The organism is Pseudarthrobacter sp. CCNWLW217 (assembly GCF_037203985.1).
In the GTDB taxonomy this organism is placed as follows: Bacteria; Actinomycetota; Actinomycetes; order Actinomycetales; family Micrococcaceae; genus Arthrobacter.
This window is the reverse complement of the sequence record NZ_JBBCBT010000001.1, coordinates 1-21,225: the sequence shown is the minus strand read 5'-3', so window position 1 is coordinate 21,225 and position 21,225 is coordinate 1. Positions and strand designations below refer to the sequence as shown.

General features: G+C 63.7%; 22 protein-coding genes. 12 read left to right on the top strand and 10 right to left on the bottom strand.

Going from position 1 to position 21,225, the window contains the following annotated elements:
• Positions 1-10 precede the first annotated feature (10 nt).
• The 3 genes from V9L18_RS00110 to V9L18_RS00100 all read right to left on the bottom strand — a co-directional run bounded on the left by V9L18_RS00110 (position 11) and on the right by V9L18_RS00100 (position 5,592).
• The gene (locus V9L18_RS00110; protein ID WP_337345147.1) at positions 11-1,150 is read right to left on the bottom strand and encodes a Gfo/Idh/MocA family protein; all 1,140 of its coding nucleotides are present in this window, start codon (positions 1,148-1,150) and stop codon (positions 11-13) included.
• A gap of 23 nt (positions 1,151-1,173) precedes the next feature.
• The gene (locus tag V9L18_RS00105) at positions 1,174-2,757 is read right to left on the bottom strand and encodes a sugar transferase (RefSeq protein WP_337345146.1); all 1,584 of its coding nucleotides are present in this window, start codon (positions 2,755-2,757) and stop codon (positions 1,174-1,176) included.
• Positions 2,758-2,904: 147 nt separating this feature from the next.
• Positions 2,905-5,592, bottom strand: coding sequence for an AAA family ATPase (locus V9L18_RS00100; RefSeq protein WP_337345145.1), 2,688 nt, complete (start codon positions 5,590-5,592; stop codon positions 2,905-2,907).
• Positions 5,593-6,069: 477 nt separating this feature from the next.
• Between V9L18_RS00100 and V9L18_RS00095 the strand changes: the two genes are divergently transcribed.
• A complete protein-coding gene (locus V9L18_RS00095; protein ID WP_337345144.1) occupies positions 6,070-7,485 on the top strand; it encodes an amino acid permease in 1,416 nt (471 codons plus the stop codon).
• 14 nt (positions 7,486-7,499) lie between these two features.
• Here V9L18_RS00095 and V9L18_RS00090 read toward each other — a convergent pair whose 3' ends face one another.
• Positions 7,500-8,165: a DUF1345 domain-containing protein gene (locus V9L18_RS00090; protein ID WP_337345143.1), complete on the bottom strand. Its 666-nt coding sequence runs from the start codon at positions 8,163-8,165 to the stop codon at positions 7,500-7,502.
• Positions 8,166-8,432: 267 nt separating this feature from the next.
• Here V9L18_RS00090 and rpsF point away from each other — a divergent pair, with 267 nt between their 5' ends.
• The 4 genes from rpsF to rplI all read left to right on the top strand — a co-directional run bounded on the left by rpsF (position 8,433) and on the right by rplI (position 10,237).
• Positions 8,433-8,738 carry a 30S ribosomal protein S6 gene (gene rpsF, locus V9L18_RS00085; protein ID WP_050683795.1) on the top strand — a complete coding sequence of 102 codons (306 nt, stop codon included), beginning with the start codon at positions 8,433-8,435 and terminating at the stop codon, positions 8,736-8,738.
• Between the two features lie 73 nt (positions 8,739-8,811).
• Positions 8,812-9,399, top strand: coding sequence for a single-stranded DNA-binding protein (locus V9L18_RS00080; RefSeq protein ID WP_337345142.1), 588 nt, complete (start codon positions 8,812-8,814; stop codon positions 9,397-9,399).
• A gap of 128 nt (positions 9,400-9,527) precedes the next feature.
• Complete coding sequence (gene rpsR, locus V9L18_RS00075) at positions 9,528-9,767, top strand: 30S ribosomal protein S18 (protein WP_003800144.1); 240 nt, start codon at positions 9,528-9,530, stop codon at positions 9,765-9,767.
• Positions 9,768-9,784: 17 nt separating this feature from the next.
• Entirely contained in the window at positions 9,785-10,237 is a 453-nt protein-coding gene (gene rplI / locus V9L18_RS00070) for a 50S ribosomal protein L9 (RefSeq protein ID WP_050057159.1), read from the top strand.
• Between the two features lie 148 nt (positions 10,238-10,385).
• On the opposite strand, the gene V9L18_RS00065 is transcribed toward rplI, so the two are convergent.
• Positions 10,386-10,808: a DUF1801 domain-containing protein gene (locus tag V9L18_RS00065; RefSeq protein ID WP_337345141.1), complete on the bottom strand. Its 423-nt coding sequence runs from the start codon at positions 10,806-10,808 to the stop codon at positions 10,386-10,388.
• A gap of 174 nt (positions 10,809-10,982) precedes the next feature.
• Here V9L18_RS00065 and V9L18_RS00060 point away from each other — a divergent pair, with 174 nt between their 5' ends.
• Entirely contained in the window at positions 10,983-11,609 is a 627-nt protein-coding gene (locus V9L18_RS00060) for an FMN reductase (protein ID WP_337345140.1), read from the top strand.
• Positions 11,610-11,686: 77 nt separating this feature from the next.
• Positions 11,687-12,046, top strand: coding sequence for a TFIIB-type zinc ribbon-containing protein (locus tag V9L18_RS00055; RefSeq protein WP_337345139.1), 360 nt, complete (start codon positions 11,687-11,689; stop codon positions 12,044-12,046).
• A gap of 52 nt (positions 12,047-12,098) precedes the next feature.
• Here V9L18_RS00055 and V9L18_RS00050 read toward each other — a convergent pair whose 3' ends face one another.
• Both V9L18_RS00050 and V9L18_RS00045 read right to left on the bottom strand, forming a co-directional pair.
• Positions 12,099-12,674 (bottom strand): hypothetical protein, encoded by a 576-nt coding sequence (locus V9L18_RS00050; protein ID WP_337345138.1) that lies wholly within the window; start codon positions 12,672-12,674, stop codon positions 12,099-12,101.
• A gap of 2 nt (positions 12,675-12,676) precedes the next feature.
• Positions 12,677-13,132, bottom strand: a complete 456-nt coding sequence (locus V9L18_RS00045; RefSeq protein WP_337345137.1) for a hypothetical protein — start codon at positions 13,130-13,132, stop codon at positions 12,677-12,679.
• Positions 13,133-13,818: 686 nt separating this feature from the next.
• Here V9L18_RS00045 and dnaB point away from each other — a divergent pair.
• Positions 13,819-15,201, top strand: a complete 1,383-nt coding sequence (gene dnaB, locus V9L18_RS00040; protein WP_337345136.1) for a replicative DNA helicase — start codon at positions 13,819-13,821, stop codon at positions 15,199-15,201.
• 28 nt (positions 15,202-15,229) lie between these two features.
• Here the strand turns inward: dnaB and V9L18_RS00035 are convergent, their stop codons facing one another.
• Positions 15,230-16,198 carry an acyl-CoA thioesterase gene (locus V9L18_RS00035; protein WP_337345135.1) on the bottom strand — a complete coding sequence of 323 codons (969 nt, stop codon included), beginning with the start codon at positions 16,196-16,198 and terminating at the stop codon, positions 15,230-15,232.
• 165 nt (positions 16,199-16,363) lie between these two features.
• Entirely contained in the window at positions 16,364-16,798 is a 435-nt protein-coding gene (locus V9L18_RS00030; RefSeq protein ID WP_337345134.1) for a DoxX family protein, read from the bottom strand.
• Between the two features lie 143 nt (positions 16,799-16,941).
• Here V9L18_RS00030 and V9L18_RS00025 point away from each other — a divergent pair, with 143 nt between their 5' ends.
• From V9L18_RS00025 to V9L18_RS00015, 3 genes are all read left to right on the top strand, one after another.
• The gene (locus V9L18_RS00025) at positions 16,942-18,294 is read left to right on the top strand and encodes an MATE family efflux transporter (protein ID WP_337345133.1); all 1,353 of its coding nucleotides are present in this window, start codon (positions 16,942-16,944) and stop codon (positions 18,292-18,294) included.
• 25 nt (positions 18,295-18,319) lie between these two features.
• Positions 18,320-18,910, top strand: a complete 591-nt coding sequence (locus V9L18_RS00020) for a hypothetical protein (RefSeq protein ID WP_337345132.1) — start codon at positions 18,320-18,322, stop codon at positions 18,908-18,910.
• Between the two features lie 107 nt (positions 18,911-19,017).
• The gene (locus V9L18_RS00015; RefSeq protein WP_337345131.1) at positions 19,018-19,404 is read left to right on the top strand and encodes a hypothetical protein; all 387 of its coding nucleotides are present in this window, start codon (positions 19,018-19,020) and stop codon (positions 19,402-19,404) included.
• A 28-nt stretch (positions 19,405-19,432) separates the two neighbouring features.
• On the opposite strand, the gene V9L18_RS00010 is transcribed toward V9L18_RS00015, so the two are convergent.
• Positions 19,433-19,978: a CGNR zinc finger domain-containing protein gene (locus V9L18_RS00010; protein ID WP_337345130.1), complete on the bottom strand. Its 546-nt coding sequence runs from the start codon at positions 19,976-19,978 to the stop codon at positions 19,433-19,435.
• A gap of 70 nt (positions 19,979-20,048) precedes the next feature.
• Between V9L18_RS00010 and V9L18_RS00005 the strand changes: the two genes are divergently transcribed.
• A complete protein-coding gene (locus V9L18_RS00005) occupies positions 20,049-21,092 on the top strand; it encodes an EamA family transporter (RefSeq protein ID WP_337345129.1) in 1,044 nt (347 codons plus the stop codon).
• The last annotated feature ends 133 nt before the right edge of the window (positions 21,093-21,225 follow it).

Sequence of the window (21,225 nt, the reverse complement as noted above, 5' to 3'; positions counted from 1 at the left end):
ACCCGGCCGCTCAAAGTGCCCTCATGTTCCGGATCTCGGCCCCGGCACGGGCTGAGTCTGCCAGTTCGGTGCTTGCGACAACGGACGTTTGACCATCACGACTGAGGCTCCGCGCCCCTGCTTCCAGCACTGCGAGAATGCGCAACGCAGAATCCCATCCCGTGCGCGACTCACGCTTGTTGCGGATGCAGAATTCCAACTCCTCTATGACCTGGCCCAGGGGCTCGCGCTCCGGCAGGGCGGGAGACCAAATATCGCCCGTTCTGTAGGCCGTAGCGGAAGTCCTCTTTTCGTTGGCCGACTTTGGTGACGGGTCCAGCGAGACGCTTCTGTCGAAGACGCTGAGACGTTGCTTCGGGTTCAGGTCATCCCACACCAGGGTCCTCAGCGATCCGCCGATGACCATTTGTCGTATCTTCGTGGGGCTCAGCAGGTTCACGTGCAAGTGGGCCGTGCCATCGTTCCGAAGCCTGAAGTTTAGGTGGCCAACACAGTTTCTCCCGATACCAAGCGGGTCACCCCCAAACGCGGAGACCTCGGTCGGATTCAGGCCGCCAGGAAGAACGAAGTCAAGAATCGCAAGGTCGTGTGGCGCCACGTCCCAGAACACGTCTACTTCAGGGCGCTCCAGACTCAGATTTATCCGCGTGGAGTCCACGAAGAGAATCTCGCCCAAAGAGCCGGCCTGCACCAGCTCCTGCATCTTGAGTACTGCTGGGGAGTAGCAGTGCGTGTGGTCCACCATCAGCACCAGGCCGTTTGCCTGCGCCTCAACCACCATCTCAAGTCCATGCTTGAGGCTGTCCGCCATCGGCTCCTCCACGAGGACGTGCTTTCCTGCCCGAAGAGCCGTCATGACCGTCCCGTAGTGGGCATGCGCCGGCGTTGCTATGGCGACTGCATCCACCTCGAAGGTGTCCAGCAGTTCATCAAGGGATTCGACCACCGCAACGTCAGTAAACGGGGTACCCAACGCCCGCGCTCGTTCTGAGTTCACGTCGCAGATGGCAACCAGGTCCCAGACGGGGCTCGCTTGAAGGTTGCGGGCCAGATTCGGCCCCCAATATCCGGCACCGACGACGGCGATTGACAGTTTCCGGGCCGGCAGCCGATGGGCCGGTGTATGAAAGGGATCAATGAAGCTCTTCATGGCTGTCCTTCTTCTCGCACGATCTAGTAGGCGCCGGAGGGCCGGAGTACTGCGCGGAATGTCCGCCACAGGATCAGCAGGTCACCGGCGATGGACCAGTTCTCGACGTAATAGAGGTCCAGCCGCACTGACTCGTCCCATGAAAGGTCCGAGCGGCCGTTGATCTGCCAGAGGCCGGTAATTCCCGGCTTGATGAGGAGTCGACGGTGAGTGTGGCGTTCGTAGCCGTGGACTTCCCGGGCCAGCGGCGGGCGGGGTCCCACCATGCTCATGTCGCCGAGCACAACATTCCAGAGTTGAGGGAGTTCATCGAGGGAGTACTTCCGCATCCACCGCCCGCACCGGGTGACCCGCGGATCATCGCGCAGCTTGAACAGCACTCCGGCACCCTCGTTCTGCTCAGTAAGGGCGGCCAGACGGGCCTCGGCGTCCACCACCATGGACCGGAACTTGAACATCCCGAACACGGTGCCGTCCTTGCCAACCCTGTCCTGCCGGAAAAGCACCGGGCCCGGACTGTCCAGCCGCACAATCACGGCAAGCACCAGGAGCAGTGGCGACAGCACAAGGAGGGCAGCCAGCGCTACCGCCACATCCATGACCCTCTTCAGCGCGTGTTTCGCCCCCGAGTACTGGGGAATGTCCACGTGCATAAGGGGGAGTCCTTCCACCGGCCGCCAGTGGATGCGGGGACCCGCAACGTTTGTGAGGGTGGCGGCGAGGACCATTTCCGCGGCGCATTCCTCCAGTTTCCAGCCGAGTTCGCGGATGAACTTGTTTCCGCCGGGCAGAGGGCCCGCAACGATGACCGCATCGGCGTCCGTCAGCCTGGCGGTGCGGGCAATGTCGTCCGTGGAGGAGAGAACCGGGATCTGCTGGCCATCCACGCGCAGGCTGGCTCCGCGCCGGGCGCCGGGAAGGCAGACTCCCAGGATCTTGTAGACGGGTCCGGACTTCTTGGCCACTTGGTGCACCACGTAACGGACTTCCTCAGGTTCCCCCACCACGATGGCCCGGGACAGGTGGTGTCCCCGGGCCTTTTCCTTAGTGAGCCGGCGCCGGAACACCCAGCGGTTGCCCGTTAAGGCCACCAGTCCCAACGGAAGGGAAACCGTGACGAACGCGGTCCCGCCATGGACGGAAAAGACCACGGCGGCAATGGCCATCAGGCCGAAGATCCGCAGGGTTGCGGAGGCAACGCGCTTGTACTCGTCCGCGCCGACACCCAGGACTTTCGAGTCGCGGGTCCGATAAATTTCCAGCGCCATGAGCCACAGCAGCGTAACCGTGGTGGCGGTGAGGACTCCGCCTTTGTCGCTTTCTACGCCGGGGGTGAAACCGACGCTGGAGAGCAGGTAGCCGGCGAACACGGCCAAGGCCACCACGACCGAGTCAGTGATGCGCAGGAGGTTGATGTGGGTGGAGATCCACGCCGCCGTCGCCTTGCGTCCTGGCGTTGCCGGGGCGGCAGCCGGTGGCTGCGGGGACCCTTTCGGTGAGGATTCCGGCAGACGCAATGGCGACGTTGCATTCCGCTGCGCGGCCAAGGGTTCAACCGGCCAGCCAAACGACGCGCTTCGGAAAGGGGCTACTGGAATTTCCGCCATGATCATCGCTTCCCGCAGAGTCCGCATTGGGTTCCACTTGTGAAGCAAAATTAGCCCGGAAACGGCGGTTATTACGGGGAAAAGCAGGCGCTTTGTGGTAGCGGGAAGGGAAGAATGTGGATACTGCGGGTTCCAGCGTTTTGGTCCCTAGAGGACAGGCAGGACGTAGGGTTCCCGGGCTGCGGAATCCTTGCCTGCGGCCAGGGCGGTGAGCTGTGCGCGAGACTCCACACCCAGCTTGCGGTAGATCGCGGTAAGGCGCACTTCCACCGTCCGCACGGAGACGTACAACGTGGCTGCGATTTCCTTGTTGCGCATGCCCCGCGCCACCATCTGCGCGAGGGCCCGCTCATGGTCGGCGAGCATCAGCATGGAAGGGTTGCCAGGGGCGCGGGCAGGTTCAACGCGCTCGTCCAGCAACAGGGAATCAACGTGCTGGGTCCACGCGTCGGCGCCGACCTCGTCGAACATCACTTTGGCCCGCAGCAGGCCGTCCCTGGCATCCCGCAGCCGGCCGAAGGCCCCTAGGCGCTCCGCGTAGCAGAGCAGCGTCCTGGCGCGTTCCAGCAGTGAGTCGTGGGCACCCCTGTTCTCAAGTGCGTGGTTGAACAGCTGAAGCGACTGCTCACCGTCGGCGAGCATCGCTCGGCTGCGTGCGACGGCGGTCAGCAGCCATGGGGATCTGAGCCCCACGGAGCGGCTTTCGAGCCGGTACAGGACCTGGGTGGCCTCGCGGTGCCGTCCCAACCGCACCAGCACTTCCACCAGGTCCGCTTCGCAGCGAAGCAGTGTCGGGTTGCCGAAGGCCATGCCGATCTCCACGGCGCGGGACAACTGGGCGAATGATTCGGCCAGGTTGCCGCGCATGAGTGCGAAATGTCCCTGGCAGGCGGCCAATTGGGCAGTGATGGCGGGGTGGCTTTCAGCGCCGGAGAAACGCTGTGCCTCCGCCACGTAAAGCCGGGCCAGCGCCTCGTCGCCCAGTGAGTGGGCGCGCCACACGCGGAAGATGTGCCGCATCCCGCGGTGGTATTTGGATTCCGGCTCCGTGAGTTCCAGGTCTTCAATGAGCCGGACGGCGGTCCGCACGTTCCCGGCCCGGATCTCGTTGTCCACGGCCAGGTAGTCCGCGGTTTCCCTCCAGTTGACGTTGTTCGCCTCAACGGAGTTCCGCACCACTGCGAAGGCCTCCTGGGCAAGTTCATAATGCTCTGCGTAGGTCAGGGCGCGGCCTTGCACCAGAAGGGTAGCTACTGTGGCGCCCGCGTCATGCTTGCGGCCCAGATTCCCGGTGTTGCCGCTGATTGCTTCGATCAGGAGTTTGGCACGGTCCGTCACTGCGAGGCAGTCCTTGGAGGCAGCGTCCTGGAACTGCTCGGCGTGGCGGAGCAGGCGGAGGGCGTCGTCCAACTCCCACCGTTCCGCGTAAAAGAGCGCACCGATCGCTAACAGGGTGGCTGAATAGGCAGGATCGTGCTGGCCGAACTCCTTCACCAGGCGTAGCACCATGCTGGAGCGCACAGCGGCGCCCTGGATGAACTGGATCTCGAAATCCAGGCCGGTCAGGCGCAGGATCAGAGCGGGGTTGCGTGTCACACGCTGCGCCCATTCCAGGTACCGCCTGGCATAAACGAACTCTCCCCTGTTGAACAGCAGTTCAGCCACGTTGGCGAGCCGTGCCGCAGTCTCCGCTTCCCAGGGGTTGATGGTGAGGGCACGCTCGATGTACTCCACGGCGAAGGACACTTCCCCGTTGCGGATCAGGTCAACGGCAAAACGCAGGAGGCCAAACGGCGTCTGGCGCTCCAAGGCCGTAAAGCTCAGATGCCATCGCCTGGCGTAAGGATCTGTCTCGCCGGCGGCATCCGCCAGCGCACGGTGGTTGGTGGTCCGGACAGCCGGCGTCATGGCGGTAAAGACGAAGCCCCGCAGCAACTGGTCCTGGATCCGCAGATGCGGGCCGGACCTGCTGACCATGCCGTTGGCCAGGAGTTCGTCCACCCCCGTCCACAGGTCGCTGTAAACCTTCTCCAAGGTGGCGATATCGCTCCGGCAGGACAGCGACATCAGGTCAAGGACCTGCCGCGCGGCCGGGGTCAGGCTGCCCACCGTTGCCGCGAATTCGGATTCGAAGCTCCCCTTGCAGGGCAGTGGAATAGGCAGGGCGTACTTCCCCTCGGCCTGGCGCTCCAACAGGCAGGTGTAAAGCTCGACGGCGGCAAGCGGGTTGCCCTGGGTTGTAGCAGCCACCGCGTGGACTGCCGCTGTTGCGACTTGCCGCGCCGGAATCGACTCCAGCATCCTGACCGTGTCGTTGTAGTTCAGCGGCTTGAGGTGAAGGGCCGGGAGGCTGCCAAACGGGCTGTCCGGCACTTCTTCACGCACGCTCATGAAAAGTGCCACGTCCGTCCCGGATAGGCGGCGGGCGAGGAACCCGATTACAGCTTGGCTGCTGGGATCCAGTTGGTCTGCATCGTCGACGACGACGACTGTGCGTGAGGACGAGCGCTGATGCAGTCCATTCAGGAGCATCGTGGACACGGTGGGGACATCCAGGGCGGCGGTGGAGTTTCTTAGCAGTTCATCGGCGAACCGGTTGAGGACGGGATCATCGATTCCGTTCAGCAGTGCAGTGAGGCCCGAAAGAGGCCAGTCGGACTCGGAGGCACTGGCCCGCAGGAAAACTGTCCGGTAGTCAGAGAGTCGCGGGATCTCTGACAGGAGGGCGGATTTACCCACACCACGGCGGCCTACAACGCTCAGGGCGGATTCCTTCGGCCCCCGGATCACTGAGAGGATCCGGTCCAACTCCTTGCTTCGCCCGATTAACGACATGTGGTCCCCATCCATCGTTGAAGGAGACCGATATTGCCTTGTACTTCCTGTATGTGTCGTCGAAGCCCCGTCCAATCATTCCCATGACTGAGCCGGGGCAATTCCTGGCCGCTTCGTTACGTCCAGCACGGTACCCAACCGTTGGAAGTCAATATAGCCCCGTTCCAGATCCCGCACCAGAGTAGTTTCAGCCGCGAGTACTCAGGTTTTGGAGCCCTGAGTACTTAGGTTTCGAGAGCATTTCAAAGTTGCCTGCAAGGCAGTGGATGGTTCGCAATGGTGTGCCATCCTGTGGAAACATCTGATTTGGCCTCCGGCGTTCTGTGCCAGTGCACATCAACCGGCGCCCGGTGCGCGTCTAGGGTGGGATAAAACGTGTGATCCACCGCACGGAGCAACCACGATGGCCTCCCGCCCCGTCGTTATGGCCCCGCAAGGCAGCCAAATTTCCGCACCAACATGAAGGACGGCGCACCCATGCACGCTGACCAACAACTCGCCAAGTCGCTCAAGCCGCGGCATCTGTCCATGATCGCCATTGCCGGCGTCATCGGGGCAGGCCTCTTTGTGGGGTCCGGTGCCGCGATCCAACAGGCCGGCCCGGGAATCCTGCTGGCCTATATGGCTGCCGGAATTGTCGTGATCCTGGTGATGCGGATGCTCGGCGAGATGGCGGCCGCCAACCCTGAAACCGGGTCCTTTTCGACCTACGCCGACAAGGCGCTGGGCCGCTGGGCAGGTTTCAGCATCGGGTGGCTGTACGCCTGGTTCTGGATCATCGTCCTGGGCATCGAAGCAACCGCCGGCGCGGCGATCATGCACCGGTGGGTCCCTGGAATCGACCAGTGGGTGTGGGCGCTGATCCTGATGGTCCTGCTCACGCTGACCAACCTGGGATCGGTAAAGTCCTATGGAGAATTCGAGTTCTGGTTCGCCTCCATCAAGGTCGCAGCCATTGTGCTGTTCCTGCTCTTCGGAGTGGCAGCCATTATGGGCCTTATCCCCGGAGTCCCCGCACCAGGCCTGAGCAACCTCATCGAGAATGGCGGATTCCTGCCCAACGGGCCGGGAGCGGTCCTGGCCGGGATCCTGGTGGTCGTTTTCTCCTTCTTCGGGGCAGAGATCGCCACTATTGCCGCTGGTGAGTCCGAGAACCCCGTTGACGCAGTCAAGAAAGCCGTCAAGTCCACTGTTTGGCGGATCCTGGTCTTCTACATCGGCTCGATAGCCATCGTGGTCACCCTGCTGCCCTGGAATGATGCCAACGTAGCCAAGAGCCCCTACGTCGCCGTGATTGAACTGTTCGGCATCCCCGGTGCCGGCACCATCATGGATATTGTGGTCCTCACCTCCGTGTTGTCCTGCCTGAACTCCGGCCTCTACACCGCCAGCCGCATGCTCTTCTCCCTCTCCAAGCGCGGCGACGCGCCAGTGGCCTGGACCCGGATTTCAAAGCGGGGCGTACCTGCCTCCGCAGTCCTAGCCTCCACCGTCGTCGGCTTTGTCACCGTGGGGCTGAACTACATCGCTCCGGAGACCGTCTTCCTGTTCCTCGTGAACACTTCGGGCGCGATCGCACTCTTTGTCTGGCTGGTCATTGCGTCCTCGCAGCTGATCCTGCGCAAGCGCATGGGTGCCGCCGCCAAGGACCTCGCCCTGAAGATGTGGCTGTTCCCCTACCTGACCTGGGTTTCCATCGCCAGCATCGTGGCGCTGCTGATCGGCATGGTGATCCTGGAATCCACGCGCGAGTCCCTGATGCTCTCTCTGGCACTGGCCGCCGTGGTGGTTGGCATCGGGGTATGGCGCTACCGGAAGGGTGGCCCGGCCGGACCGGCAGCTGAGGCTCCGCAGGGTGAGGATGCCGCCGTCGGCGCAGCACAAGCGTCGTAAGTCTCCGGACGTCCTCAGGCCGCCAGGCCCAGCACCAGGTTGATCGTGGCGGCCAGGATGACCGTACCGAAAACATAGGACAGGAGGCTGTGCTTCAGGGCTTCGCGCCGGATGCGCGGGTTCTCCAGGCTGGTGTCCGAGACCTGGTACGTCATGCCGATGCTGGTAGCCAGATAGGCGAAGTCCGTGTACTGCGGCGGTTCGTCCTGGTTGAAGCTGACGCCGCCTTCGGTCGCCCCGCCGTAATAGTGCTCCGCGTACCTGAGGGTGAACAGGGTCTGGACCAGCATCCAGGACAGGGCCACGCTGGCCAGGACCAGTGCAGCCCCAGCAAGTTGCGTGCCGCCGTCGCCATTGTGTGAGTCCATAACCACGACGGCGACCGCAGCCAGCGACGCGACGTTCGCCGCCAGGATCAGCAGGTCAGTGGTGGTCCGGGACGGGTCCTCGGCGGTGGCGTGGGCCTTGGTTTCCTTCGGACCCATCTTCCCCACTACCAGCCATACCCAGCCGACATACACCAGCGCTGCCGTGGCCCACCCTGCGGCCGGGGCCTGTAACCATCGGCCGGTAGCGCCCGTCGCCAGCGTGGCCGCGATTCCCGCTACCAGCATTGCCAGGAACCGCAGCCGGCTGCGCCTGACCGGGCCGGGGCGGTCGATGAGCGGTGCGGCGTCCATGCTCTGTACTCTAGCTGCGGCGCACAGGACCCTGGTCCCCCAGCCTCGGTTTTCCACATATCCTCATGGCTGCTTCCACTGTGGAACCATGGCGCATAGCGTTGAGTCAAGCGCGAATCGCCTATCCGATCCAAATGCACTAAGATATTGAAGTCTGTGCTGCGTCCTGCCTCCGTTCCGGTGGCCGGGCCTGTGCATGGCATCGCAAATGAACCTCCTGTTACGGAAATGCCGTAACCGCTTAGCCCAAAGGAGGTGGGTTCACATATGCGTCCTTACGAATTGATGGTAATCATCGACCCCGAGGTCGAAGAGCGTACCGTTGAGCCGTCGCTTCAGAAGTTCCTGAATGTCATCACCAACGATGGTGGAACCATCGAAAAGGTTGACATCTGGGGCCGTCGCCGACTGGCCTACGACATCAAGAAGAAGTCCGAAGGTATCTACGCCGTGGTGAACTTCACCGCCAAGCCGGACACCGCCAAGGAACTTGACCGCCAGCTGTCTCTTAACGAGACCATCATGCGCACCAAGATCACCCGCCCCGAAGAGCAGAAGGTTGTTGCTGAGTAATTTCAGCTCCGATTTTCATTCTTCACCCCGCAGGATCGAATTCTTCATCCAGGATCGAACAAGGAGGCAGTAGATGGCAGGCGAAACCACCATTACGGTCATCGGTAATCTCACCAATGACCCGGAATTGCGGTTCACACCGTCAGGTTCGGCAGTAGCGAACTTCACCATCGCTTCCACCCCACGCACCTTTGATCGCCAGTCCAATGAGTGGAAGGACGGGGAAACCCTGTTCCTCCGCGCAGCAGTCTGGCGTGAAGCAGCCGAGAACGTCGCCGAGTCCCTCACCAAGGGCATGCGCGTGATCGTTTCCGGCCGGTTGAAGAGCCGTTCCTACGAAACCAAAGAAGGCGAAAAGCGCACCGTCATTGAGCTCGAAGTCGATGAAATCGGCCCGAGCCTGCGCTACGCCAATGCCAAAGTCAACCGTACCCAGCGCTCCGGCGCCGGGGGTGCCGGAAACGGCGGACAGGGTGGCTTCGGCGGCGGCAACAGCGGCGGTGGGTTCGGGGGAGGCGGCGCTGGTGCAAGCCAGGGCGGCAACTCCGGCGGAAACTGGGGCGGCAACCAGCCCGCAGCGCAGGAAGACCCTTGGGCAACGCCCGGTGTCTCCAACGCAGGCGGCTGGGGCAACGGCCCGGATTCCGAACCCCCCTTCTAACCACCCAAAATTAAGGCCCGACGCCGGGACCGCCTGAGTGCCGCATGGCACCGAAGCGACTGCCGCCGTCGGACCACCACCATCCCGTGGATCAATATCCACGGGCTCCATAGAATAGGAGCTCCACGATGGCTAAGGCTGAACTCCGTAAGCCCAAACCAAAGTCCAACCCTCTGAAGGCCGCTGACATCACTGTCATCGACTACAAGGACGTAGCATTGCTGCGCAAGTTCATCTCCGACCGCGGAAAGATCCGCGCCCGTCGCGTCACTGGCGTCACGGTGCAGGAACAGCGCAAGATCGCACAGGCAATCAAGAACGCCCGCGAAGTTGCCCTGCTGCCTTACTCCGGCGCTGGCCGCGGCTAAGGAAGGGATTAACTAACATGGCAAAGCTCATTCTGACCCACGAAGTAACCGGTCTCGGTGCTGCTGGCGACGTTGTCGAGGTCAAGGACGGTTACGCACGTAACTACCTGCTCCCCCGCAACTTCGCCCTGACCTGGTCCAAGGGTGGCGAGAAGCAGGTTGAGTCCATCAAGGCTGCCCGTGCCGCCCGCGAGCACGCTTCCCTGGAAGACGCTCAGAAGCAGGCCGCTGCACTCTCCGCCAAGCCGGTCAAGCTCGTTGTCAAGGCTGGCGAGACCGGACGCCTGTTCGGCACCGTCAAGCAGGGCGACGTCGCCGACGCCGTTGAGGCCGCTGGCCTTGGCCGCATCGACAAGCGCAAGGTTGAACTGCCGGCACACATCAAGTCGGTCGGTTCCTACCAGGCCAACGTTCGTCTGCACGACGACGTTGCCGCAGTGATCGAACTCGACGTAGTCGCAGGCAAGTAGTTTTAACAGCTGCGAAGCACTGAACTGCACGAAAACCCCCGTTGCCTGACCGGCGGCGGGGGTTTTCTGTGCTGACGCTGCATCGAAATGGCACTTCAGAGCAGTGTTGACGCTCCGGACTACCGTCAAATACCACCTCTTGCGCAGGTTAGGGGCTGTTAAGCTCCGTGGTGACATGCCTGTAGCCAGACCGGATCAGCTCCTCGAGAACGTTCCGGTCCACGTCGTCGAGCTTGTTGATGTAGAGGCAGGCTGCGCTGGTCCTGTGCTTCCCCAGTTCGGGCAGGAGCCGGTCGGCATCGGGTCCGTCGGTGAGGCCGTACAGCACCAAGTTCGCCTTCCGCGGTGAGAATCCGACGGCCGCGGCGTCGCCCTCCCGCCCGCTTTCGTATTTGTAGTGGTAGGTGCCGAACCCCACGATGGTCGGACCCCACATGATGGCTTCCTGCCCGGAGATGCGGGTCATCATCTCCAACAACTCGAAGCCGTCCGCACGCCGCTGCGGATGCTCCACCTCGGCAAGGAATTCTGCCGCAGGAACATCTGTGGGCTTGGTCTTGTTCTCTGCCATGCTCGTAGTTTCGCAGACGCGGAGGAGGTCAGCCAGCACCACCTGATACCTGCCGCGGTGACTCAGTGGAACGCTGATCCGCCAGGCGCGTGGAATAAACCCGAATGACCACCGGTTACCTCTGTACATGCAAATGCATGTATTGTAGTCCGTATCGAACTTCAGGAGTCCACAGTGGAAACCCGCCGCATCACCGTCCTGTCCGCCGGCCTGGGAGTGCCGTCCTCAAGCAGGCTGCTCGCCGACCAGCTTGCCGCTGCTGCAGAGCGCAAACTTTCCCGTGCAGGCTACGACGTGACTGTGGACGTGGTTGAGCTCCGGGACCTCGCAGTGGACATCGCGAACAATTTCGTCACCGGCTATGCGGCCCCGCGCCTGGCCGATGTCATTGCCGGGGTCGAGGCATCCGAGGGCATCATCGCGGTGAGCCCGGTGTTCAGTGCGTCCTACAGTGGCCTCTTCAAGTCCTTCATTGACGTGCTTGACCCCAAGTCCCTGGACGGTAAGGCCGTCCTGCTGGGGGCCACTGGCGGCACCGACCGGCACCAGATGGTCCTGGACTACGCGATGCGCCCACTGTTCAGCTACCTGCGCACCCGGACGGCGGCCACGGGCGTCTTCGCAGGCCCGCAGGACTGGGGAAACACCGACGACGGCGGCTCGCCCCTTTCGTCCCGGATCGAGCGGGCGGCGGCCGAGTTTGCAGGACTCCTGACAGGGGAGCAGCCTGGCCGCAAGCCGGCGGCCCTGGAGTCCCTGCCGTTCGAACAACTTCTGGCGGGTATCTCGGGCGGACGTTGAGGCAGGCTCCGGTGGCGGGAATCCGGCGTCGGACACCTCTGCCGAACTATCCGGAGCCGCCACTCGTTGACCGGGACATGAAATGTCCTGTGGATTCAATTGACCTGATCATGAGTGAACGCAGTGGTGTGGAGATTGACTACTGCCCCCAGTGCCGCGGCGTCTGGCTCGACCGCGGTGAACTGGATAAGATCATCGACCGCGCCAACGAGGCCATGGCCGGAGGATCCCAGGCGCCCGCCCGCCCGGCGGTCCCGGCGCCTGGTCCGACTCCGCCTCCGCTGTACCCGAACTTTGAGCCGCGCCGTGATCAGCCGCGGTATGACCAGCCGCGATACGACGACCGGAAGTACGGCAAGCAGGGCCATGACCGCGACTACGACCGCCGCGGACACAAAAAGAAGGAGGGCTGGCTGGGGGACCTCTTCGACTTCTAGCCCCTGGACACATCACAGCCGCGGGGAGGAATCCAAGGAGGAAGGGCAGGCCCTAGTCTTCCAGGAGCGCGATGAACTCACGGGCTTGCTTGAGGGTGATGTCAGAGTGCTTGGTCAGCGCCGTGGCGGCGGCCTCTATATCGCCGCTGCGGACCAGCGTGCGGATCCGCCCGTAGATCTCGTCATTGAGCATGTTGCTGCTGACTTCGCGGGTTACATCGCCCTTGCTGGCGATGGCCCGGTAGCGGTACGGGAAGCGCTGGGGGGTGTCGTCATCGTCGGGATCCTGCACGGGCTCCGCGGACGCGGGGCTGCGGTAAGGCTGCGGGTGGGCCGCCAGCGCGCCTACGGCATCCCGTGACGCCCTCAGGCCGGCGTCTGTGGCCTCGTAGTAGAGCTTGATCGCTGCCATGGCCTGCCCTTGGGCGATGAGGGCGTACAGGCGACGGTGCTGGTCCTCCGTAAGCTTCGCGGCGGCCGTGCGCGCCAACTCCACAGGGTCGGTGGCGGGAGCGGCCGTGCCGGCTGCGTTGGAAGCCGCCACGCGCCTGCTGACGGCGCGGGCACCCAGGGCCACTGCGGCGGCAACTACCACCAGGATGAGGGCGGGGATCACAAGCGATTCCATTTCTAAAGCCGATCTACGTACTTCTTGGCGGTAGCCAGGTCAAAGTGCGTCGCCTGGCGGAGGAGTTTGATGGCCTGGAGCTTTTGCCCGCTGCGGGCCATCGTCTGGAGTTGCAGGGCGAATTGAGGATTGAGCTGTCCGCCCGGAAGGGCTGTGTACCCGTGCTGGCCGGACGGCCCGCCTGCCTGCGCGTGCAATGCCGCACGGGCGTTGTCTGCCTGCTGTGACTGCTGTGCCTCATTCTGGCTGGGCCGCGTGTTTGCCTCCAGCCGGGCACGGGCAGCAGTGGCGGCACGGACTTGGGCGGCATAGTGCTCGGCGGAGCGCATCGCGAGGTCCTGCTGGTATTTTTCGGCGTCGGAGATTCCGGAGTCACGGGGGCTCAGGGCTGTTGAGAGAGCCCAGATTACTGCCACCAAAACCAACGCAGGCAACAGCACCATCAGTATTTCGCCCATGTATAGAGCTTATGCCAGATCGTGGTTATCCACAGCATATTCCTTGATTCGCATACAGGTCGCCTGCTAAGGCGTCAATTCGGGGCACGTGCTGTGGAATTCATCACGCTTTAGGGATGGATGCGGAGGATTGGACCCGGAATTCAGTTCCCAATCAACAGCCTCGGCCTGCAAGCTGTGGATGAAGGTTGAGTAAAAGAATATTTCCTCCACACGTCCGGATGGACGTTTCCGCAGGTCAGAGGCTTATGGGATAGAAAAGTTTCTTTGTTTCCACAGGGTCACCCACAGGCTGTGCACAAGCTATGCCCCTTAGTGCACAGGTTATCCACAGGCCGCGGGTACACGCGGCTTTGCCCTTGGGGAAAGGGGGGCTAGCGTAGCGGGATACCTGTTTTTGGGACGCGAAAACGCTGCTGCGGAGTACGCGAAGGACCGCGGCGGATTCCTTGGATCCCGCCGTGGCGGGTACCTCTGTGGATAACCTGTGGATATTGGGGATAACTCTTGTGCACAAAGCCTTTGGACCCGACAGGGCCGCCGGATGGTCAGTTGTCGGTGCCCTCGGATAGACCTGTCCTGGTGCCTGCGTTGCGGATGTTCCACGGCGCAGGTACCCGCAGGAAGAACAGCTTTAACCACGGCCGGACCGGTTCCGCCGCGGCACACAATGGAGGACGGCAGCTTTGTCAGTAACGCATCTGGACTCGATCGAGGGCACCCGCGGATCAGAAGGCAGCCGGAAACCTCCGCAGGACATTCCCGCGGAACAGTCCGTCCTGGGCGGCATGATGCTCTCCAAGGATGCGATCGCCGATGTCGTGGAGATCCTCCGTGGCCAGGACTTCTACCGTCCAGCCCACGAAACCATCTACGAAGCCATCATTGATCTCTACGGCCGCGGCGAGCCTGCGGACGCGGTCACCGTCTCGGATGAACTGACCAAGCGCGCCGAGATCAACAGGATCGGCGGCCCTGCGTACCTGCATGAACTGATCCAGACCGTGCCCACGGCAGCCAACGCCGGCTACTATGCCGAGATCGTGGCCGAACGCGCCGTGCTGCGCCGCCTGGTCAACGCCGGAACCAAGATCGTCCAGCTCGGTTATGGCTCGGATGGCGAAGTGGAAGACCTCGTCAACCAGGCGCAGGCCGAAGTTTACGCTGTGGCAGAGCGCCGTACGGCCGAGGACTACGTCGTCCTGAAGGACGTCATGGAGTCCACGGTGGATGAGATCGAAGCCTCCGGCCACCGCGGTGAGGGCATGGTGGGTGTACCCACGGGTTTCTATGAACTGGATGAACTGACCCACGGCCTGCACCCCGGCCAGATGATTGTCATCGCCGCCCGCCCCGCCGTGGGTAAGTCCACTTTCGCTCTGGACTTCGCCCGGTCGGCGGCCATCAAGAACAACCTGGCCACGGTGATGTTCTCTCTCGAAATGGGCCGGAACGAGATCGCCATGCGCCTCCTGTCCGCCGAGGCCACCATTGGGCTGCAGGACCTCCGCAAGGGCACCATCAAGGATGAGCAGTGGTCCAAAATCGCCACCACCATGGGCCGGATGAACGATGCCCCGTTGTTCATCGACGACAGCCCCAATATGTCGCTGATGGAAATCCGGGCCAAATGCCGGCGCCTCAAACAGCAGCACGATCTCAAGCTTGTGATCCTGGACTACCTCCAGCTCATGAGTTCCGGCAAGAAGGTGGAGTCGCGCCAGCAGGAAGTTTCGGAGTTCTCCCGTGCGCTCAAGCTGCTGGCCAAGGAGCTCCAGGTTCCGGTCATCGCGCTTTCGCAGCTGAACCGTGGTTCCGAACAGCGGCAGGACAAGCGGCCCATGGTCTCTGACCTTCGCGAATCCGGCTCGATCGAGCAGGACGCGGATATGGTGATCCTCCTGCACCGTGAGGACGTCTATGACAAGGAGTCACCGCGTGCTGGCGAGGCTGACATCCTGATCGCCAAGCACCGTAACGGTCCCACCAAGGACATCGTGGTGGCCTTCCAGGGCCACTACTCGAGGTTCGCCAACATGGCGGCCGACGCCGGTGGCGGCGGCTTCTGACCTCCCGTAGCGTTTGGTGCTGGCCCGCTTAGCCCTGCGCCAGCAAGTGGTTGGGCAGGCGGTTTCCGGGAGCAGTGCCCCGGATTTCCAGCAGCTCTCGCGCATGTGCGTGCAGCCGCTTGTCCTCCTCCGAGACAGGCACCCAGCGGGGGATGGGCACTGACGTGCCTTCGGCGTCGCGCGCCACCATTACTGTCAGGCAGTACGTGGTGAGGTTCAGTTCCTTACCCTTGGGGTCCCCGGAGCGGACGTGTACGGCAATATGCATGCCTTTGGTTCCGGTGTAGACCAGGCGCGCCTCCACCTCCACCACGTGTCCGATGAGCAGCGGGCGGTAGAAGCGGACGCCGCCTGAAAACACGGCAACGGTGTCCTTGCCGCAGTAGCGGGACGCGCAGACATAGGCCGCCTCGTCGATCCACTTCATCACGATGCCGCCGTGGACCTTCCCGCCCCAGTTCACATCGGTGGGGGCCGCCATGAACCGCAGCGTGACGCGCTCGGCCGTTCCGGCGCCGGTATATTCCTGGTCCTTCATGGCTGCAACGATCTGTTCCCGGACCTTGACCCTGGCAAGGGCGTGCTCGCGCTGTTCGATTTCCTGGGCGGTGACCGGCTCAAACTGTTTCACCGGGATCGGCTTGCCGTCTTCGCCCACGGCCACGAAAATCACCATGCACTGGCTGCGCATCGTCGCTGGTCCGCCTTTGGGATCCCCGGAGGAGACGACGGTACGGATGTGCATGGAAGAGCGCCCTGTGTACACGATGGTGGCCTCGACTTCCACCATATCGCCGCTGTTGACGGGATCAGCGAAGTGGATGTTGCCCACGTAGGCAGTGACGCAGTAGGACTTTGCCCAGCCGACGGCGGCAGCGTACGCGGCCTTGTCCACCCATTCAAGGACGGTCCCAGCGTCAACGGACCCGCTGTGTCCCACATCCATGGGGGCGGCCAGGAAACGGAGGGTTACGGAGTTGGCTGCGGTCTCAGTCATGCTGTGATCTTACTGAGGCGCCGCGTTACCCGAGGGTAGCTTCGGCCCCGCCCCGATGAAGAAGCACCTCACGGTCCGGGGCGTCACCGAATGTGTAGGAACAAAACAACGACGGCGGTGGGCACCCGGGTGCTCACCGCCGTCGTTCGATCATGATGTGAGCCGTCAGGCGAGCACGGCCAGCCTGGAGTTCGTACGGCCGAAGAGGGCCCGGTCCACCGAGATGCGGCCGGCACCGGTAAGCGCCACCGCCAATGCCGCTGCTGCCAGAAGCAGTACCAGTTCGTAGCCGCCGGTTGCCGCGAAGACCCCCGCAGAGGCATGCACCAGAAACAGTGCCCCCAGCATGTCAAGGGCCAGCAGGAGGGCGACCACCCGGGTCAGGACACCAAGAATGAGCGCAATTCCGCCACCAAGTTCCAGGACTGCCACCGCCGGAGCGGCGATTTCGGCGGCGGGAACACCCATTTTGGCGAAGGAGGCCTGGGTTCCGGCGATGGTCCATTCGTTGAACTTCTGCCAGCCATGGGCGGCAAAGATGAAGCCGATGATGACGCGAAGAATCGTCACTGCCGTGGTGTTAAGCGAGGTCTTGTTCATGTCCCGAGTCTTCCAAACCTATACTTGAAGTGTCAACTAATTGTGTCTTGGTGTGTTGTTTGTCATGGCTTCCGCCGAAGCCCGTGAAGGGGAGCGCCACGGCGGCCGGCCGGATGTCCGGACGCCCCGATAGGCTGGCAGTCGTGCCACATCAAGCTGCCCCTGCTGCCGCAAAGACCCCCGCCGGCCACTCCCGGGAAATCCTGCGGCTCGCCGTCCCCGCCTTCGGTGCCCTGATTGCTGAGCCGCTGTTTCTGCTGGCGGATTCCGCGATCGTGGGCCATCTCGGCGTTGCCCAGTTGGCCGGGGTCGGCCTCGCCTCCGCTGTCCTGCACACCGCCGTCGGCCTGATGGTCTTCCTCGCCTACTCCACCACTCCGGCCGTGGCGCGGGCGCTCGGTGACGGCCAGCTCGGCCGGGCCCTCGCGGCAGGACGGGACGGTGTGTGGCTGGCGCTCCTGCTGGGTATTCTGCTGGCTGCGGCAGGCTTCGTAGCCGCCGATCCTCTCGTGGGCCTCATGGGTGCCGACGGCGACGTCAGGGTATTCGCCGCCGACTACCTCCGCTGGTCCATGCCCGGACTGGTGGCCATGCTGCTCATTTTCGCGGGCACGGGCGTTCTCCGCGGGCTCCAGGACACGCGGACACCCCTGGTGGTGGCCACGGCCGGCTTTGCCCTGAACGTTGTCCTGAACCTGTGGCTGGTCTACGGCTTGGGCTGGTCGGTGACCGGCTCTGCCGTGGGGACCAGTATTGCGCAATGGGCCATGGCTGCCGTCTACCTGTTGATGGTCCAGCGGAACGCCTCGCGGCACGGCGTCACCCTGCTTCCCGACTGGCGCGGCATCCGCGCGATGACGCGCGTCGGTTCGTGGCTGATGCTGCGCACGCTTAGCCTGCGCATCGCCATTCTCGCAACGGTGCTGGTGGTTACTGCCCAGGGTCCGGTGAACCTGGCCGCGCACCAGCTTGCCATGACGATTTTTTCCTTCCTCGCCTTCGCCCTGGATGCCCTAGCCATCGCGGCCCAGGCCCTTATTGGCAAGGAGCTGGGGGCATCCAATGCCGCCAAGGCGCGCCTGTTGACCAGAACGATGATCAGGTGGGGCATAGGCTTTGGTGCGGTCACGGGTGTGCTGCTCGCCGCTGCTGCGCCCTGGGTAGGGGTTTTGTTCACGTCCGACGCCGGAGTCCACTCTGTGCTGACCGTCGCCTTGTGGGTACTCGCCGCCGGTCAGCCCCTGGCCGGTTACGTGTTCGTCCTCGATGGTGTGCTGATCGGTGCCGGCGATGCGAAGTACCTGGCGATTGCCGGCGTCGTCAACCTCGCCGTCTACATCCCGCTGCTCCTGGCTGTGGCGGGCTCGGGCGCTTCCGGGCTGGCCGGGCTGGGGTGGCTGTGGGCAGCCTTCGCGCTGGGGTACATGGCTGCCCGCGCCCTGACCCTCGGCGTCCGTGCCAGGTCCGACAGGTGGATGGTGCTCGGTTCGCAGTAGCAGCCACGCCTACTAAACTGGACCGGTGACCCGCCCTTTGACGCCCGCAGAAGCCACGCCCGGTACCGCTCCCCAGGAAGACCTGTGGAAGCCGGTCCTGTTGCGGGCCCTTGCCGCGCTGGGATTCGGGGCCGTCACGATCTTCTGGGCCACGCCGTCGGTTGAGGTGATGGCCTGGGCGGGCGGAACCTACTTGCTGGCCACTGGCGCCTTGGTCCTGTGGGGTACTCCAAAGGCCGGCTTCACCCGCGACAGTACGCCTGGAAAGCTGCTTTCGGCCGCAGGGCTGATCCTGGCAGGCAGTGGCGCGGCGCTGCTGCTGTTCCATGGCGACGTGCCCTTCGGCGTGATGGCGGCGCTGGGCCTGGGCCTCGCAGGCGCGATCGAGCTGGTGTGTGGACTGCGGCACCGTGGCGGGCACGTCCTGGCCAGGGACTGGATAGCCTCCGGGGTCATTGGCCTCGGAACGGCCGCGGCGCTCCCGTTCTTCATCAGCCTCGGTGCGCATGCGCTGCTGGGGGTCGCCGGTGGCGGGGCCATTCTTGCCGGCGTCCTCTGGGTGCTGTCCGCGCTGACTCTGCGCCATGATGCCCGGGGCGCTGCCGCGAAGCCGTAAACTAGACAGGTACGGTTCTACCCGGCGTAGAAGTTTAGCCGTACACACCCACCGCACATTCGAACCGGGCAGGCCTTTCGCGCTATGCCTGCAGGGGAGGAATCACCTTGGCAGACCAGCAACCAGGAAAACCGCGCAAGATGCGGACCTCGGTGAAGGGGCCGCTGATGTTCTCCGCGTTCTGGGCCGTCCTCGCCTTTTTTGCAGTCCTTATCTTCGCGTCGGGCGGCAGTTCACGCGCCCCTCGGTTCGACCTCGCCTTCACCGGGGCCGGCATCGCGTTCATCGTTACGCTGGTCATTGCCGCGATGCTCTCGATGAGCTACAAGGACAATGCCGAGCACCTCGGCAAGGGATCAGGTGTCAACCTGAGCTCAGCACGCAAGCCTTCCCATGGATTCGGTGGCACGGCTCCGCGGGCCGGTCGGGAAGGCTCCCAGCCTGGTTCCGACGAGCCCGGCACCCCCGACGCCGACGGACCGACCGGCCGCTGATCCTGCGCACCCGACGGGCCCGTCCGTTCTAGCTCGCCTTTGCCTGGCGCGCCCGGTAGGCCGCGACGTGTGCCCGGTTGGCGCAGTTGCCGGTGTCGCAATATCGCTTGGACCGGTTCCGCGTGAGGTCCAGGACCACTGCATCGCAGTCATCCCCTTCGCACACGAGCATTCGGTCCATCTCCTTGCTTCGGATCACGTCCGCCAAGGCCATGGCTGCCTCGGTGCCCATTCTTTCCGCCAGTGGCGCCTCGCGGGTGGTGGCATGCAGGTGCCAGTCCCACTGATCATGCTTCATCAGCTGCGGCAGGGCGTTGGCCTCCCGCAGCAGGCGGTTCACGGATTCCACCGCCGCATCCTCATCTGAGGTCCAAACCCTGGCTAGCTCGCCGCGCAGCTTGTGGATGCTGGCCAGTTCCGCCGCGTTGCGTGTCCGGGATCCGCTGAAACCTTCGGCCTCGAGGAAGCGGTCCAGATCCGACACGGTGGCCAGGGTTTCCTGGCCATTCGCGGCGCTGTTGATCAGATTCACCACGGTGCGGAGCGCCACCTCGGTGTCAGGGGCAAAGACCATCTTGACTCCTTACAGGGCCCGGCGTAGTGTCATGGGCATTACCCCACTTTACTCCTGACAGGAGGCGACGATGACTGCCGCCACCAACCCCTCAAGCATGTCCGCAGCACGCCGTGGCTTTATGGCTTCCGGCCTGGGAGTTGCACTGTTCTCCTCCGCTGTCTTCGGAATCTCCGGATCCTTCGCCAAGGCGCTGCTCGAAACTGGCTGGTCTCCGGGGGCCGCAGTAACCGCTCGCCTCACCGGCGCGGCCCTGATCCTTGCGATTCCGGCCATCCCCGCCCTGCGTGGCCGGTGGCACCAGGTGCGCGAGAACTGGGTCACCATCGTCCTGTTCGGCCTCATCGGAGTGGCCGCGTGCCAGTTGTTCTACTTCAACGCTGTGGCCCGGCTTTCCGTTGGTGTCGCGCTCCTGCTGGAGTACCTGGCACCCGTCATCATCGTCCTGTGGCTCTGGGCTGCCAGCAGGAAGCGGCCACGCGCGCTGACCTTCGGCGGTACGCTGTTGTCCCTTGCGGGCCTCGTGCTGGTCCTTGACCTCACTGGTGCGGTCAAAATCGACGTCATTGGTGTTTTCTGGGGAATTGCGGCGGCAGTGTGCCTGGCTATGTACTTCTTCATCACCGCCAAGGAGAACGATTCCCTGCCGCCCATCGTCCTGGCGTCCGGCGGCCTCATGGTGGGGGCTTCCGTAATGTGGCTCGCCGCCGCAACCGGCTTGCTGCCCATGGCCTTCAGTACGGCGGACACCAGGCTCGGCCCGTGGATTACGCCATGGTGGGTGTCACTGGGCGGACTGGTAGTCCTGGCAACGGTCCTGGCCTACGTATCCGGCATCATGGCGGCCCGTGCCCTGGGCTCCAAGGTGGCATCCTTCGTTTCGCTGACCGAGGTGCTGTTTGCCGTGGTCTGGGCATGGCTGTTGCTCGGGGAGCTTCCCGGCGCCATCCAACTCCTGGGCGGGGCGCTCATTGTCGGTGGCGTCATCCTGGTCAGGCTTGATGAACTGCGCAGCCCGGCCTTGGCTACTGCATCGGCGACGGAGGCCGAAGCACCCCGACGCAAGGCGGCCTCACCCCTGGAGCACGCGAACGACGTCGAACCCGTTCCCTGAGAGCCCAGCGCCGCCACTGCCATCCCCGGCGCCGCAAAAGCCTCCTGCCCCTTCCAAATGCCCGCGGGCCCCGGACACTGTGCTGTGTCCGGGGCCCGCGGTTCGCGTGCTGCGTGGTGGCGCGGCAGTGGCT